Annotated in this window: 13 protein-coding genes; 6 read left to right on the forward strand and 7 right to left on the reverse strand. The window is 38.3% G+C overall.

What is annotated here, in order from left to right:
* Window positions 1-7 precede the first annotated feature (7 nt).
* Window positions 8-1,195, forward strand: coding sequence for a cystathionine beta-lyase (metC, locus tag ACHABU_RS09820; protein ID WP_435764656.1), 1,188 nt, complete (start codon window positions 8-10; stop codon window positions 1,193-1,195).
* A gap of 61 nt (window positions 1,196-1,256) precedes the next feature.
* On the opposite strand, the gene ACHABU_RS09825 is transcribed toward metC, so the two are convergent.
* From ACHABU_RS09825 to dacB, 4 genes are all read right to left on the reverse strand, one after another.
* Window positions 1,257-2,201 carry an ATP-grasp domain-containing protein gene (locus tag ACHABU_RS09825; RefSeq protein WP_435764657.1) on the reverse strand — a complete coding sequence of 315 codons (945 nt, stop codon included), beginning with the start codon at window positions 2,199-2,201 and terminating at the stop codon, window positions 1,257-1,259.
* A gap of 268 nt (window positions 2,202-2,469) precedes the next feature.
* Window positions 2,470-2,880, reverse strand: coding sequence for a Spx/MgsR family RNA polymerase-binding regulatory protein (locus tag ACHABU_RS09830; protein ID WP_435764658.1), 411 nt, complete (start codon window positions 2,878-2,880; stop codon window positions 2,470-2,472).
* Between the two features lie 59 nt (window positions 2,881-2,939).
* Window positions 2,940-3,557, reverse strand: coding sequence for a TetR/AcrR family transcriptional regulator (locus ACHABU_RS09835; RefSeq protein ID WP_435764659.1), 618 nt, complete (start codon window positions 3,555-3,557; stop codon window positions 2,940-2,942).
* Window positions 3,558-3,931: 374 nt separating this feature from the next.
* Window positions 3,932-5,293 (reverse strand): D-alanyl-D-alanine carboxypeptidase/D-alanyl-D-alanine endopeptidase, encoded by a 1,362-nt coding sequence (gene dacB, locus ACHABU_RS09840; RefSeq protein WP_435764660.1) that lies wholly within the window; start codon window positions 5,291-5,293, stop codon window positions 3,932-3,934.
* Window positions 5,294-5,476: 183 nt separating this feature from the next.
* Between dacB and ACHABU_RS09845 the strand changes: the two genes are divergently transcribed.
* From ACHABU_RS09845 to ACHABU_RS09860, 4 genes are all read left to right on the forward strand, one after another.
* A complete protein-coding gene (locus ACHABU_RS09845) occupies window positions 5,477-5,596 on the forward strand; it encodes a YjcZ family sporulation protein (protein WP_435764661.1) in 120 nt (39 codons plus the stop codon).
* Window positions 5,597-5,824: 228 nt separating this feature from the next.
* Window positions 5,825-7,075: a DNA polymerase IV gene (locus tag ACHABU_RS09850; RefSeq protein WP_435764662.1), complete on the forward strand. Its 1,251-nt coding sequence runs from the start codon at window positions 5,825-5,827 to the stop codon at window positions 7,073-7,075.
* Window positions 7,076-7,191: 116 nt separating this feature from the next.
* The gene (locus tag ACHABU_RS09855; RefSeq protein ID WP_435764663.1) at window positions 7,192-7,860 is read left to right on the forward strand and encodes a peptidylprolyl isomerase; all 669 of its coding nucleotides are present in this window, start codon (window positions 7,192-7,194) and stop codon (window positions 7,858-7,860) included.
* Window positions 7,861-8,050: 190 nt separating this feature from the next.
* Complete coding sequence (locus ACHABU_RS09860) at window positions 8,051-9,745, forward strand: sensor domain-containing protein (protein WP_435764664.1); 1,695 nt, start codon at window positions 8,051-8,053, stop codon at window positions 9,743-9,745.
* 46 nt (window positions 9,746-9,791) lie between these two features.
* Here the strand turns inward: ACHABU_RS09860 and tatA are convergent, their stop codons facing one another.
* A complete protein-coding gene (gene tatA, locus ACHABU_RS09865) occupies window positions 9,792-10,013 on the reverse strand; it encodes a twin-arginine translocase TatA/TatE family subunit (protein ID WP_435764665.1) in 222 nt (73 codons plus the stop codon).
* Window positions 10,014-10,294: 281 nt separating this feature from the next.
* Between tatA and ACHABU_RS09870 the strand changes: the two genes are divergently transcribed.
* Window positions 10,295-11,662 (forward strand): FAD-binding oxidoreductase, encoded by a 1,368-nt coding sequence (locus ACHABU_RS09870; protein ID WP_435764821.1) that lies wholly within the window; start codon window positions 10,295-10,297, stop codon window positions 11,660-11,662.
* Between the two features lie 61 nt (window positions 11,663-11,723).
* On the opposite strand, the gene cysC is transcribed toward ACHABU_RS09870, so the two are convergent.
* Together cysC and ACHABU_RS09880 are read right to left on the reverse strand one after the other, a co-directional pair.
* Window positions 11,724-12,335 carry an adenylyl-sulfate kinase gene (gene cysC / locus ACHABU_RS09875; protein ID WP_435764666.1) on the reverse strand — a complete coding sequence of 204 codons (612 nt, stop codon included), beginning with the start codon at window positions 12,333-12,335 and terminating at the stop codon, window positions 11,724-11,726.
* 10 nt (window positions 12,336-12,345) lie between these two features.
* Window positions 12,346-14,124, reverse strand: a complete 1,779-nt coding sequence (locus ACHABU_RS09880) for an SLC13 family permease (RefSeq protein WP_435764667.1) — start codon at window positions 14,122-14,124, stop codon at window positions 12,346-12,348.
* Between the last annotated feature and the right edge of the window lie 34 nt (window positions 14,125-14,158).

The raw sequence follows: 14,158 nt of genomic DNA on the forward strand, positions 1-14,158 counted from the left end.
GTTAAAAATGAGTCAACATAATAATCATTTAGAAACAAAATTAATTCATGGCGCACAAAGAGGAGAAACACAGACAGGGGCGGTGAATGTTCCTATCTATCTTTCTTCCACTTTCCATCAAAATAGTTTTGAAGAATTTGGACCCTTCGATTACAGCAGATCTGGAAATCCTACCCGCCAGGCGCTCGAGGAAAAAATCGCTGAACTCGAAGGCGGAACACATGGCTTGGCATTCTCTTCTGGGATGGCTGCCATCTCGTCCGCACTATTACTCTTATCTGCTGGTGACCATGTAGTAGTGACAAAAGATGTGTATGGTGGAACTTTCCGATTTGTATCAGAAGTTTTAAAACGATTTAATATCGATCATACGTTTGTGGATTTAACGGATCTTAATGAAGTGTCAAGTGCAATCAAACCGAATACAAAAGTGATCTATGCGGAGACCCCTTCCAATCCTTGTATGAACATTACTGATTTACCAGGACTTATAAAAGTTGCTAAAGCAAATAACTGTCTGACTTTTGTTGATAATACATTTATGACACCACTTTATCAGAATCCACTTGATCTTGGTGCAGATATTGTGTTGCATAGTGCAACTAAGTTCCTTTCCGGACATAGTGATGTGATTGCTGGATTGGCAGTAACAAGAAATCAAGAACTCGGCGAAAAATTAGCTTTTATCCAAAATTCATTTGGATCCATTCTTGGTGCACAGGATTCGTATCTCTTACTTCAAGGGATTAAGACACTCGGCGCTAGGTTGAATCAATCCAGTAATTCTGCCGGGCGTATTGCTGAATACTTCAATAAGCATTCCTTTATTGAAGAAGTCTATTATCCAGGTCTTCCTTCCCATCCTGGATACGAACTGCATAAAGAGCAATCGACAAGTAGCGGAGCCGTTCTTTCTTTCCGATTGCCAAATAAGGCTGCTGCCAAAGCATTTGTTGATCATGTCCGTATTCCAGTTTTTGCTGTAAGTCTTGGTGCAGTTGAATCAATTTTATCATATCCAGCTACAATGTCTCATGCTGCAATGCCTAAGGAAGAACGCGAATTGCGTGGAATCACAGATGGACTGCTTAGATTCTCTGTAGGTCTTGAGAATGTTGATGATTTAATAGCAGATTTTGCCCAAGCACTTAAAGTTGCTGAAAAAGAAGCAAGTGCTGGAGTTACCGTTTCTTAATATCGTATTAAACCCGAACTACCTAAAAAAGCCCCGACTTTCTAAGTCAGGGCTTTTCCTATTAAACTTCAGCGGCCTCAGGCAATCTTCCACCTAAATAATTTGCTATTTCCAGCATACCGTATTTTCCGCTTTTTGCTTCAGCGTCACTATTATAGTTTGTGTTTGTATTAATATCGTACGTAAAGATATTTCCGTCTTTATCCTCGATAAATTCAATTCCGGCTATTTGAATATCGTTGGCTGCAAGCATTTGCTCATATTTTTCCAAAACTGGGTGGGTGAATCCTTCTCTGATTTCGAACATATCCGGTATTGATGCTTCTTCGCCAACTGGGCAGAACATGTCATCGATTCTACATGCGTCTGCCGGACATAGTTCAAATCCCTCAGATGTGTCGACTCGAACAGCATAAACAAATTTTCCACCAACGAATTCACAACGTGTAATGAATGATTCCGGTGATTCGATATATTCCTGGATTAGAGTGATTCCGTCTACAGGCTCCTCGAAAGTTGGTCCCTCTACATAGTTCCGCAATGCTTCCAATGAATCGAAAAGCTGAACTCCAAGTCCTTTCCCTGCACGATTATGCTTTGTAATAAATTTCTTTCCTTCAAATCCTTTAGCTGCCTTTAATATTTCACCTTTACCGACTGCTGCTACCGTTTTCGGCGTTTTAATTCCATATTTCTCAAGTTCTAAATACTGCAATACTTTGCTTACTTCCAACTGAAGAGCACGACTGCCATTGATGACCGTTCTCCCATGATGTTCCAACCAAGAGAGTATTGCGCTTGTTAATTCCGGAGAGAAACGGTGGCCACGTGTATGTGATGATGCACTCATTCGGTTATAGAAAATTCCTTCCGGTGGTACAGATGTAAGGTCAACCATTCCATTTTCAAGCAGCCAATCTTCATACGGTAGTCCTAATTCTTCCAGTCTATTATTTAAATGCTCTGTCCATTCATTATTTTCGTGAATTACATATATTTTACTCAACTTTTAATCAATTAAAACCAAGTAATTCAATATATATTAGGTGATATAGTTTATAGTATAGTACTGCACCGAAAACCGTGTTTGATAAGTAATGCAGAAACTGCGCCAAAATAGCAGGGATGAATAGTTGTGGGGAAAAAGAGGTTGCTCCTGAATTTATAGATTTTGTATTTATGAAAGGCACTTTAAAACTCTAAATTCACGTCCAGCAATAACTTGTAGGCATGTATTGCCGGACGTGCTGCTAACTAATATAGAAAATATCAAATTAGCCTTCAATCAATCTAAGGTTATTCACCCGCCATTTTAGCCATTGATATTCACGTGTTTTTCTTGGGAGAAATTGACGTATATCGTCTTCATGATACCCAACCTGAAGTCTCTTTTCATCAATAATAATTGGACTTCTAAGTAATCTTGGGTAATTATGAATGATTTCAAGCAATACCTGCAACGAAAGATCATCCAAATTCAAATTAAGATCTTTATAAATCTTTGATCGGGTCGAAATAATTTCGTCTGTACCCTCGACTGTCATACGAAGAATCCCCTGGAGTTCACTTACGGTTAATGGATCTCGTAGAATATTCCGTTCTACATAAGGAATCTCATTCTTTGCAAACCATTGTCTTGCTTTCCTAGTTGATGAACATGCTGCTCCATATATTGTAGCAATCATATATCCTGCTCCTTCGTTTCATATTTTTGCACTTTAATTTTCTTTGCTTCATTTAGAATTCATTCTCGTTTGTAAAGTCCATGTTTTAATAGATTCATCTCAATATTAAAGTTTTCAATAGCCTCCTCATCGGATAATTCCTTAGAGAACTTTTCAACGAAATTGCGAAAAGCTACCGCTGTAATAATTTGCATAATATGAAATAAATCTTTGTCTTCTTTAATATTTAAACGGTCCTTATTAACCAGTTCCTTCATTTCATTTAGATGCTCCGCGCCATGAGCAGTATCGAATACATCCGTAAAGGTATTTTCAACTTTATGTGTTACATTTAACATTGCATTTTTTAAAAATTTATGTTCTTCCTCATCCGGCATTTGTACAAGAAAGTCATAGTACATTTCAATTGTCGCTTCAATAATATCTCCATTATGCTTTTTTAATAAGGATATAAAATTATTTTTTCTCTCTTTTGTCTCTTCGCTCAATAAAAAGTAATAAAGATCCTCTTTGTTTTCAAAATACTGATAAAAACTTCCTCTTGGAATTTCAGCTGATTTAATAATATTGGCAATGGATGCTTGAGATAATGGTACTCTTGCAAACTCTTTTTCAGCTGCTTCCAATAATGTTTTTCTTTTATGATCAGGAAGGTTAAAAAATGTTTGTTTCGGCAATGGTCTTCCTCCAACCTCTCATGAAGTGACATGATGTCATATATTTATAATTATATAATAAGAGACGCCGTGTCACTTGTCAAAGAATATGATGACATTGTGTCACTTCACTATATTTACCTTAGCATTTAATTGTGGGATAAATATGGGAAACCATAAAAAAAATAATGAATTACCTAAACAGGAAAGTAGCTAAAGAATAGAATCGGCCAATACGTTTATTGCATAAAAAGAAATTAAACAGACATTTAATAACTCCTAGCAATTCTGTAAATCAAATTGTAAAAAGGAGACATCGCAATTTACTTTTGCGATGTCTCCTCGGTTTCTAATAGGGGTTATGTTCACTCGTAATCTTTGCTAATAACCTTGCTTCAACCTTGCTTCGCTACAATTTCTATAATTTCGTCCTCAATCACTTTCCCGGCATCTTCATCGAGCAGATTATTTACCATGAGAGAAATAATCAACTTTTCTCCACTTTTTGTTTCCATGTACCCTGATAACGTGCTCACACCTTCGATGGTTCCTGTCTTCGCTTTTACTGTAAGACCTTTCATCCGATCCCTTAGTGTGCCGCCAACCATTCGATCTTCTGCTCCGGCGATTGGGAGTGCATGCAAAAATACTGGAAACCAGTCGCTTTTTTGCACTTCATATAAGAGATGTGAAATTTCATTAGCCGGAATCAAATTGCTATGGGATATTCCGGATCCGTCTTTGATTATGATACTTTTCATTTTCATACCAAATTGGGTCATTTCGTTTTTCAATACGTCTAGTCCTTTTTCCCAGCTCCCCTCCCCATGCCTTTTTTTACCCATTTCCTTAACCAAAATTTCACCGATCCCATTATTGCTTAACTTCATGAATGGAACCATCAACTCAGCAAGCGGCTTTGTACTGTATGATAAAAGTAATTTTGCATGTTCTGAAGCCTGACCTTGTTTTATGAACCCATTCCACGTAATGCCCTGCTTTTCTAAAGATTGTTCAAATAGCTTCATGGCATATTCAGTTGCTCCCCATATTGCCATCCATTCCTTTACTGGTTCTGAGTGAACGGAAATGTTGCCTTTAATTGTTATTAGGTTACCTCCATGTTCACGTTCGATAACCAGCTCGTCCTTAACATTTTCATTGATCGTTACAGCTTCGTTTCGGATTGTTATGTAATCGGTGCTAGGCAATATAGTAAGCGATGGCTTTTCTCCAACCTTTGCAGGACACACTTCGATCATGACAGAACCTGTATCATAATCATCATTCGGTGATGCCGTCAAAGCAGAAACCTGCGCTCCATAATAATACTGTTCGTCTGTCCACACTAAATCACGGGAAAGTCGAACGTCATCATACCACGTGTCATCTCCAACAATGTTACCTGTGATTTTTTCGATACCCTTTGCTTTTAGTTTTTCTGAAAATGCTTCGAAATCTTTCAGTTGTAACGTTGGGTCCCCTTTTCCAATGAGATAAAGATTTCCTTCAAGTGTATTGCCGTTTATTTCCCCATCCATTCTAATTTCCGTAGTGAATCTATAGTCAGCACCGAGCACATTAAGTGCAGCTGCACCAGTTAAGAGCTTCATATTAGAAGCTGGATGAAGACGAATGTAACTGTTATATTCGTACAATACTTCCCCAGTTGTTGCTGATCGAATACTCATTCCAATTAATCCGCCTTTTAGTTTTTCATCATTTTCTATGTAATATTTAATCGCATTCTTCATCATTGCTTTTCCTCCCTGCTGAGTGCACCGTTTTTTTAAAAGCCTTTTACATCATTCTACATCCTTTATTCGAATTCCTTTGACTACAAAGATTTAAATTCTTTTTTTCAACTTTAGTTTTAATGCCCTTCCTATTTATATCCATCTCCATATACTGTGTGTATACGAATATGGGAGGTGAAATTTATGGGTGACTATGTTGGTGGCCAATACGGCGGCAAAAAATTCGATAACAGTTTTGCTCTGATTGTCGTTCTATTCATCTTATTAATTATTGTAGGAACTTCCTTTGGAAAATCCTATTAAGATGGATGTCTGACTTTATCAGCTTTCCTCCTCTCACTAATAAACGGAATTTTTAAGGATGCATATGGCATCCTTAAAAGCTGTCCAGACTTGGGCAGCTTATTTTTATTGAATAGTAATTCAAATGGTTGGCTGCTTCTGCTTAACCTGCATTAAATTTCCAATTGATATTTTCTACAAAACTGCATATAATAGGAACAAACGTTCTTAATAGAGGGGTGTATTGATTTGGATTATTCTTCTTATCCTCGTAATGATGTACTTTGTATCGACATGCGTTCATTTTATGCAAGTGTGGAGGCAGTAAAGCTGGGCCTGGATCCTATGAAAACCTTGCTGGCAGTAGTAGGCGATCCAAATAGATCAGGGAGCATTGTACTCGCGGCCTCTCCGCAATTAAAACAAAAGTATGGCATTAGCAATGTCAGTCGTTTTTTTGAATTGCCGGACGACCCGGATATCCATATCGTCCCCGCCCATATGGCCGATTATCTTCATGTTTCCGTGGAAATAACGAAACTTATCAATCAATATGTACCTAAGGAAGCGATTCATCAATACTCCGTTGATGAAGTATGGGTAACGGTAAATGGTCTTCAGAAACTTTTTGGAAACCGCTTTGAAGTTGCAACTAAAATCAAAAGCGATATTTTAGAAAACTTTGGGATTACTTCTTCGGTCGGGATTGGGGATAATAAATTTCTGGCAAAAGTCGTGATGGATCTGCACGCTAAAAAGGTTGGGATTGCCGAATGCACTTATGAAGATGTGGAGGGAAAACTTTGGCCGTTTCCCATCGAAGACATCTGGGGCATCGGCGGGAGAATGAAACGCAACCTGAACCGCATGGGAATTGTCACCCTTGGCCAGCTTGCAAATTATAATCTAGAACATTTGAAAAAGCGGTACGGAATTATGGGGGAACAATTATATTGGCATGCATGGGGGATTGATTTAAGCCCTGTTTTCGGTAACTTCACAAAGCAGGAGCAAAAAGGTTATGGCCATGGAATTGCTCTGCTTCGTGACTACACCGAAGATGAAGTTGCCTATTGTATTCTCGATCTTTGTGAAGAAGTATGCCGCAGAGCTCGAACAGCACATAAAACAGGTAGAACCATTCATCTTGGCATTTCCTATTCGAAAGAAACCGGTGGCGGATTTTCCCGTTCCAAATCCATTGAGATCCCTACAAACGTGACCATGGACGTCTATCATGTATGTATGGAATTATTCAACGAATTTTATGACGGAAAAAGCAACATACGGCATGTATATGTCACCCTGACCAAATTAGTGGAAAAAGGGGAAACCCAGCTTGATTTATTTGAAGACCGCACAAAGAAAAACGATATCGGCTATGTCATGGATGCGATTCGTGATAAATATGGATCCACTGCAATTCTCCGTGCGTCCAGCTATACCGATGCAGGCGTTACATTGGATCGGAGTAAGAAGATTGGTGGTCATTATGCGTGAGAAAAAAGAAGGATATCGACCAAAAGGCCCGGAATCGCCCAGAGCTTTTTCATGTGTTAACAGGAATCGTTTACATGCTATACTATATTCATCACTGACAAATGAGGGGGTTTATGATGAGAAAGACAAAACAAGGTATACTTATTTTCGCATCCATACTATTCTGTTTATTTTTAGCTGCTTGTGGAAATCAGTCCGAAAATGAAACAGCAGACGATTCCGGTGAACCATCTGGTGAGGAAACAGAATACCCGGAAGTAGAAGAAAATCCAACTGTCACCATAGCAATGGAAAATGATGAGACAATCATGATAGAGCTGTACCCGGACATTGCTCCAAATACAGTAGCTAACTTTATTTCCTTAACAGAAGATGGCTATTATGATGGATTGAATTTTCACCGAGTAATTCCAGGCTTTATGATTCAAGGTGGAGACCCGAGTGGAGATGGCACTGGCGGACCTGGTTATTCCATCCCAGGAGAATTCAGTTCGAATGACTTTAAAAATGAGCTCGTACATGAACGTGGTGTTCTTTCTATGGCAAGATCCAATCAGCCCGATTCAGCTGGGTCCCAATTCTTTATTATGGCAGAGGATTCCCCACATCTTGATGGAGAATACGCTGCTTTTGGACAAGTTACAGAAGGAATGGATGTAGTCGATGCCATTGTTGCCGGGGAACGGGACGCATCAGATAAACCGCTGGAAGATCAAACAATGAAGACCGTGGAAGTAGACACAAAAGGATACGACTATCCAGAACCTGAGAAGATCAATAACTAAACATTATATAGTAAGGGCAGCTGAGAAACTTATTGTTTTCCAGCTGCCCCTCTTATTTTCCGGCATCAACAGTGCGTTCGTTTATATTAGTATAAAATTTTGTATTATATTGCGATATTTGTCACAAATAGTATAATAGAAATCTAGTACAATATAAGCAGGTCATATGTATGTGAGAGAGGTAAATCCAATGAGCTATACAACTAAGTTAGACGAGGCACATCAAAAACTGAAGGATATCGAATTTGCCCTGGATGCGTCATCTATTGTTGCAATAACGGACAGTAAAGGGATTATTCAGCATGCAAATGATAAATTTTGCGAAATCTCAAAATACACCCTTGAAGAACTAATTGGAAGCAACCAAAGCATCGTCAACTCCGGGTTTCATCCAAAGTCTTTCTTTAAAGACATGTGGAAAACGATAGGTACTGGCAATGTGTGGCGTGGTGAAATTAAAAATAAAGCTAAAGATGGCGATTATTATTGGGTGGATACCACCATTGTCCCATTCTTGAATGCGGATGGTAAACCATACCAGTATATTGCAATCCGCTATAATATTACGACACGAAAAAAATATGAAGCGTATATCGAAGTAATGGCATACACAGACCCACTAACGAAACTGCCAAACAGAAATCAATTCAGTAAATGGGTAGATAACCAACAAAAAGAACCAAATGAAACCGCAACAGCATTGTTTCTTGACTTGGACCGATTTAAATCAATTAATGATAACTTTGGACATGCTACAGGAGATATCGTACTCACAGCTGTTGCAGATCGCTTAAGAGCTTGCCTACGTGAATCAGACTTCATTTCTCGACAAGGTGGCGATGAATTCATTATCATCTTGAGAAATGATGATTGTGAAGAGGCGATTGAACAGATTGCTGATAACATATTGCAGCAGCTAAGTTTGCCTTACCAAGTTGGCGAAACGCAACTATTTACTACAGCAAGTATAGGTATAAGTAGAGCTATTGTTCCTACTGAAGGTTCAAGAGTAGATTTCGTGGATAAATTAATTAAAAATGCCGACACCGCCATGTATCACGCCAAAAGGCATGGCGGGAATCAGTACTGCTTCAATACAGCCCATCAAAACATTGTGCTTGAAAGAAATTATCAAATCGATTTAGAAATTAAACAAGCGCTTCTTAGAAACGAATTTACGGTTGTTTATCAACCAATCGTTAATCTAAAAAATAATAAGATCGTTGGTGCTGAAGCACTAATCCGCTGGAATAATCGCAAATTGGGATTCGTCGGACCAAGTGAATTCATCCCTGTTTTAGAGGCAAATAGCTTAATAATTCCCATTGGAAAATGGATTATGGCTACCGTATGCAGCCAAATGAAATTCTGGCAGGAAAAAGGGAAATTAATGCAGCGAATTTGTGTGAATGTATCCCCGATTCAATTCAAAGACCGAAATTTCATTCTTGATTTGAAAGAAATTTTAAATGAAACGATGCTGGATGCATCTTATTTGGAAATTGAAATAACAGAAGGAACCATTCTCGATATAGAGAACTCTTCCAAAACAATTCGTGAACTGAAAGATTTAGGTATTAAAGTTTCCATTGACGATTTCGGGACGGGGTATTCCTCATTAAGCTACTTAAAACAGCTGCCGATTGATACACTTAAAATTGATAAGTCATTCATTGATGACCTTGACAGAGACGGGGAAATTATCGCGAATACAATTATCAATATGGGGAAAAATCTGAATTTCCGAGTAATCGCAGAAGGAATCGAAAGCGAAGCTCAACTGAAATACCTTGTAAATCAAAAATGTCATGAAGGACAAGGATATTATTTCAGCAAACCAATCACGAACAGTCAAATGATGGATCTGTTCAATGAATTGGGATAACTAAAAAAGACACCTGAATCAGATTGAACTGACTCAGGTGTTTGTTTTATGCTTTTTTTGGCTCTTTATCTGAATCCTTTTTGGTTTTCTCTTTATCCGCATCTGAAGTCTCATTATCATCCATCAAATTATTAGCAGAAGTCTTAAACTCACGAAGCGTCTGTCCAGCTGCTTTACCAATCTCAGGCAATTTCTTTGGTCCGAAAATGATTAAAGCCAAAATTACGATAAGTATTAAACCAGGAATTCCTATATTTGCAAAACCCATAAGGTGTCACCTCCAAGCTTTAATTCATTATACTCTACTTTAAGAGAGATTTTAAGTATTTTGGGTTATTTTTTACAACTAACACCATCTTCAGAAATTCTATCATCTCATCTTGTTCTCTAATTATAACTTCAGAATTTACAAGTACAAAGGTCACACAATTAATATTCCATAGACTTTAACCCTAAATTCCTATATACTACATCTGTAAAATAAATAGTTTTAATAGTTTAAATTATTGAAATGAAGGGGAGATATGGATGGATCGAGCCGTTTCAAATATGATTTCCGAATTGCGTAAAATACTGAATGATCGTCAAATTAGTACCAATGAAACGATATTGGATTTACATAGTAAAGATGAATCCTATCACATACCAAGTAAGCCGGATGTAGTTGTTTATCCCGAAACTTCCGAGCAAGTCAGTGCAATTTTAAAGTTTGCGAATGAACATAAAGTTCCGGTTCAGCCTTTCGGGATGGGTACAAGCCTGGAAGGTCATATCATCCCGTATGACCGGGGAATAACGATAGATTTTTCATTGATGAATAAGATTATTGAAATTAAAGAAAAGGACTTTCTCGTTAAGATCGAACCAGGTGTGACCCGAACACAATTGAATAAAGAGTTGAGTAAATATGGACTCTTCTTCCCAGTCGATCCCGGTGCAGATGCTACGCTTGGCGGGATGGCAGCCACCAATGCAAGTGGTACACTTTCCGTAAAATACGGAACAATGCGGGATAATGTCCGCGATATGGAAGTTGTTCTGGCAGATGGCACAACAATTCATACTGGCACATTAGCAGCGAAGACATCTTCCGGTTATCATTTAAATGGCATTTTTGTCGGATCAGAAGGTACACTTGGATGTATTACTGAATTGACGTTGAAGATATTCGGAATTCCGGAATTTATCTCAGCAGCGAGAGCTACATTTAAAACGGTAGATGATGCAGTTGAAGCTGTTGTAGCAGTATTACAGGCAGGTATTCCAATTGGAAGAATAGAAATTGTGGATGAAACTTCTGTAAAACAAGTCAATCATTTCAGTGAGTCAACTTATGAAGAAGTTCCAACCCTGTTCCTTGAATTTCACGGAAATGAAGCAGGATTGAATCAGGATGTTGCATTTACACAGGAGATTTTTAAGGACTTTAACTGCCTGGACATTCAGTTTGAAACAGATACCGCTGCCCGTAACCAACTCTGGGATGCAAGACATAACCTGGCATATGCCTATATTCACAGTTATCCAGGCAGAAAAATGATGGTAACAGATGTATGTGTGCCAATCTCTGAATTGGCAGGTGCAATCCGCCATGCAAGAGTAATAATTAATCAACTCGGACTCCCGGGAGGAATAACCGGTCATGTAGGTGATGGTAATTACCATATCATTCTTATGATTGATATGAATAATCCAGAAGAAATACAGAAGTCCGAGAAATTAAATGAACAAATCGTAGAATATGCATTAGCTCGTGGTGGTACATGTACCGGTGAGCATGGGGTAGGTTTTGGAAAGCAGAAATATCAAGAGAAAGAACACGGTGAGGCACTGGAAGTGATGCGTAAGATTAAACAGGTGCTTGATCCAAACGCTATTCTTAACCCGAATAAACTTTTAAATAATAAAAATAGCTGAATATAACGATCCGAAAATAAAAAACACCTCCAAGACTAAATAGTTGGAGGTGTTTTTGCATTTATTTCCCTGCATCAATATACTGGTTCTCTTTTAAATAATTAACGATTACTTGAACCGATTCTTCTAACGATTGATTTTCCGTGTCTACTGTAATTTCCGGATGATTGGGCTCTTCATAAGGTGCATCAATCCCGGTAAAACTTTTAATTTCACCAGCACGAGCTTTTTTGTACAGACCTTTAGGATCACGAGTCTCACATGCTTCTAGACTGCATTTTACGTAAATTTCAAGAAATTCATTCTCATTAAGCAACGCTCGCACATTATCGCGATCTGTACGGTAAGGTGAGATAAAAGCGGTTAATGTCAGTAATCCAGCATCAACCATTAAATTTGCTACCTCTCCTATGCGACGAATATTTTCTGTGCGATCTTCCGGGCTAAAGCCTAAATTTTTGTTCAATCCATGGCGTACATTATCGCCATCCAAACGATACGTATGTATTCCCAGAGCGTGAAGCTCTTTCTCCAATGCTACAGATAAAGTGGATTTTCCGGAACCTGATAAACCCGTAAACCATAAAACAGCACTTTTATGTTGATTCAAGTTTACTCTTTCTTCTTTTGTAACATGGGATTCATGCCATACAATATTTGTAGATTGACTCATATTTATCCTCCTAAAACCACCAAAAGTAAACAATTGTGACAGTGATAGCCATTACGATTACACTGAGTGGCGTTCCTATTTTAATATAATCAGTAAACTTGTATCCTCCTGGACCATATACAATAAGATTGGTTTGGTAGCCAATTGGTGTGATGAAACTCGCTGAGGAAGCAATTGCAATTGTAACAGCAAAACCTATTGGATCCAGTTGCAGACTCTCTGCCATTTCTAACCCGATTGGAATCATTAATATAGCAGCAGCACTGTTCGTAATTAATTCTGTGAAAATATTTGTTAATACATAGATCAATAATAGAATTGCAAATAATCCCAATGGCTTGCCAACAGCTAATAATCCCTCTGCAATCCACCCTGCCAGACCTGTTTTCGACATAGCAAGCCCGATACCAAAGGAACAGGAAATTAACAGCAATACATCAAAATGGATATATCGCTTAGCTTCTTCAGCTGTGATTATTCTCGTTAAAAGTAACAGCACGACAGCCATTGCCATACCTTTTAACATACTTAATACACCAAAAGTGACCATCAAAATCATGCCAATAAATATAATAATGGAAAGCTTTCCTTTTTTAGTATTGCGCTTTAGTGACTCAGGTGTAGGCAGGGGTGTGAGAACATAGAAATCATTGGATTGATTAAATTTTTCCACAAAATCTGTACCAGCCAGCAACAGTAAAGAATCACCTGGTTTTAAAACGATATCACCAATTTTGCTTGCAATTCGTTCGTTTTTACGGTGGACTGCAATTACACCAGCATCATATCTCGATCGGAATTTTGATTGTTTAATCGACTTTGATTGTAAGGAAGATTGATGCGAGATAACCGCTTCCACAATCTCTGTATTGCCATTTTTTAATTCATCAATATCCAAATGAGTACCCGTTCTTAATGTTAACCCTTTCGTCATTTGAACATCTGTTAGTGTAGAAATTAACCCGGTAAAAATCAATCGATCAGCTGCTTGGATAGTCGTTGTTGATCGTACAGGTGAGATACGTTCCTTTCCACGGATAATTTCAATCAGATATAAGCCTTTAAGTTCTCTTAACCCAGCTTGCTTGACACTCTGATTTATATATGGAAAAGTTGCTTCAACAACTAACTCTGCAATGTATTCCCTCGAATCCTCTTTTACCTGTTGCTGAAAACCCTTATGTTCCGGCAGTAATTTATAACCTATCGTAAAAATATAGAGGAGACCGACTATCGTTATCGGTATCCCAACGATTGCCAGCTCGAATAACGAAAATCCCTCATAACCATAATCAACTAACATACCATGGACGACTAAATTTGTAGATGTCCCTATAACGGTAATCGTTCCACCAAGAATGGTGGCATAGGAGAGCGGAATTAAAAACTTTGAAGGAGCAATCCCTCTCTCCTCGCACCACCTTTTGAGCATTGGTGTAAAGGTAACAACGATTGGTGTATTATTTAAAAATCCAGAAAGCAATGAGACAGGTACAAAAAAGCGAATCATCGAACCTAGTAAACTGCTACTGCCAGCGAGCCAGGCTTTCATCATGTTTTCAATAATACCGCTTTTCTGCACTGCTCCGGCCACAATAAAAAGAAGAGCAATGGTAAGCATTCCTTCATTGGAAAATCCACTCAGCGCTTCTTGGGGACTGAGTATGTCAGTGATTAGAAAAATAATAAGTACAGAAAAAACGACGAAAGCAGGACTGGCAATTTCAAAAAGCAGTGCACAAAACATGGCTACAACCATGACAAGAACAAATATCGTTTCAACTGACATGGGAAACACCCTTTAGAGGTTGTTCAAAATTCCG

The organism is Oceanobacillus sp. CF4.6 (assembly GCF_051262635.1).
GTDB lineage: Bacteria > Bacillota > Bacilli > Bacillales > Amphibacillaceae > Oceanobacillus.

Bases quoted from the DNA above. Each gene is read 5' to 3' on its own strand.
- metC (WP_435764656.1), top strand. From the start codon at position 8: ATGAGTCAACATAATAATCATTTAGAAACAAAATTAATTCATGGCGCA.
- ACHABU_RS09830 (WP_435764658.1), bottom strand. From the start codon at position 2,880: ATGATTGCTACAATATATGGAGCAGCATGTTCATCAACTAGGAAAGCA.
- dacB (WP_435764660.1), bottom strand. From the start codon at position 5,293: ATGATGAAGAATGCGATTAAATATTACATAGAAAATGATGAAAAACTA.
- ACHABU_RS09845 (WP_435764661.1), top strand. From the start codon at position 5,477: ATGGGTGACTATGTTGGTGGCCAATACGGCGGCAAAAAATTCGATAAC.
- ACHABU_RS09855 (WP_435764663.1), top strand. From the start codon at position 7,192: ATGAGAAAGACAAAACAAGGTATACTTATTTTCGCATCCATACTATTC.
- ACHABU_RS09860 (WP_435764664.1), top strand. From the start codon at position 8,051: ATGAGCTATACAACTAAGTTAGACGAGGCACATCAAAAACTGAAGGAT.
- tatA (WP_435764665.1), bottom strand. From the start codon at position 10,013: ATGGGTTTTGCAAATATAGGAATTCCTGGTTTAATACTTATCGTAATT.
- ACHABU_RS09870 (WP_435764821.1), top strand. From the start codon at position 10,295: ATGATTTCCGAATTGCGTAAAATACTGAATGATCGTCAAATTAGTACC.
- cysC (WP_435764666.1), bottom strand. From the start codon at position 12,335: ATGAGTCAATCTACAAATATTGTATGGCATGAATCCCATGTTACAAAA.
- ACHABU_RS09880 (WP_435764667.1), bottom strand. From the start codon at position 14,124: ATGTCAGTTGAAACGATATTTGTTCTTGTCATGGTTGTAGCCATGTTT.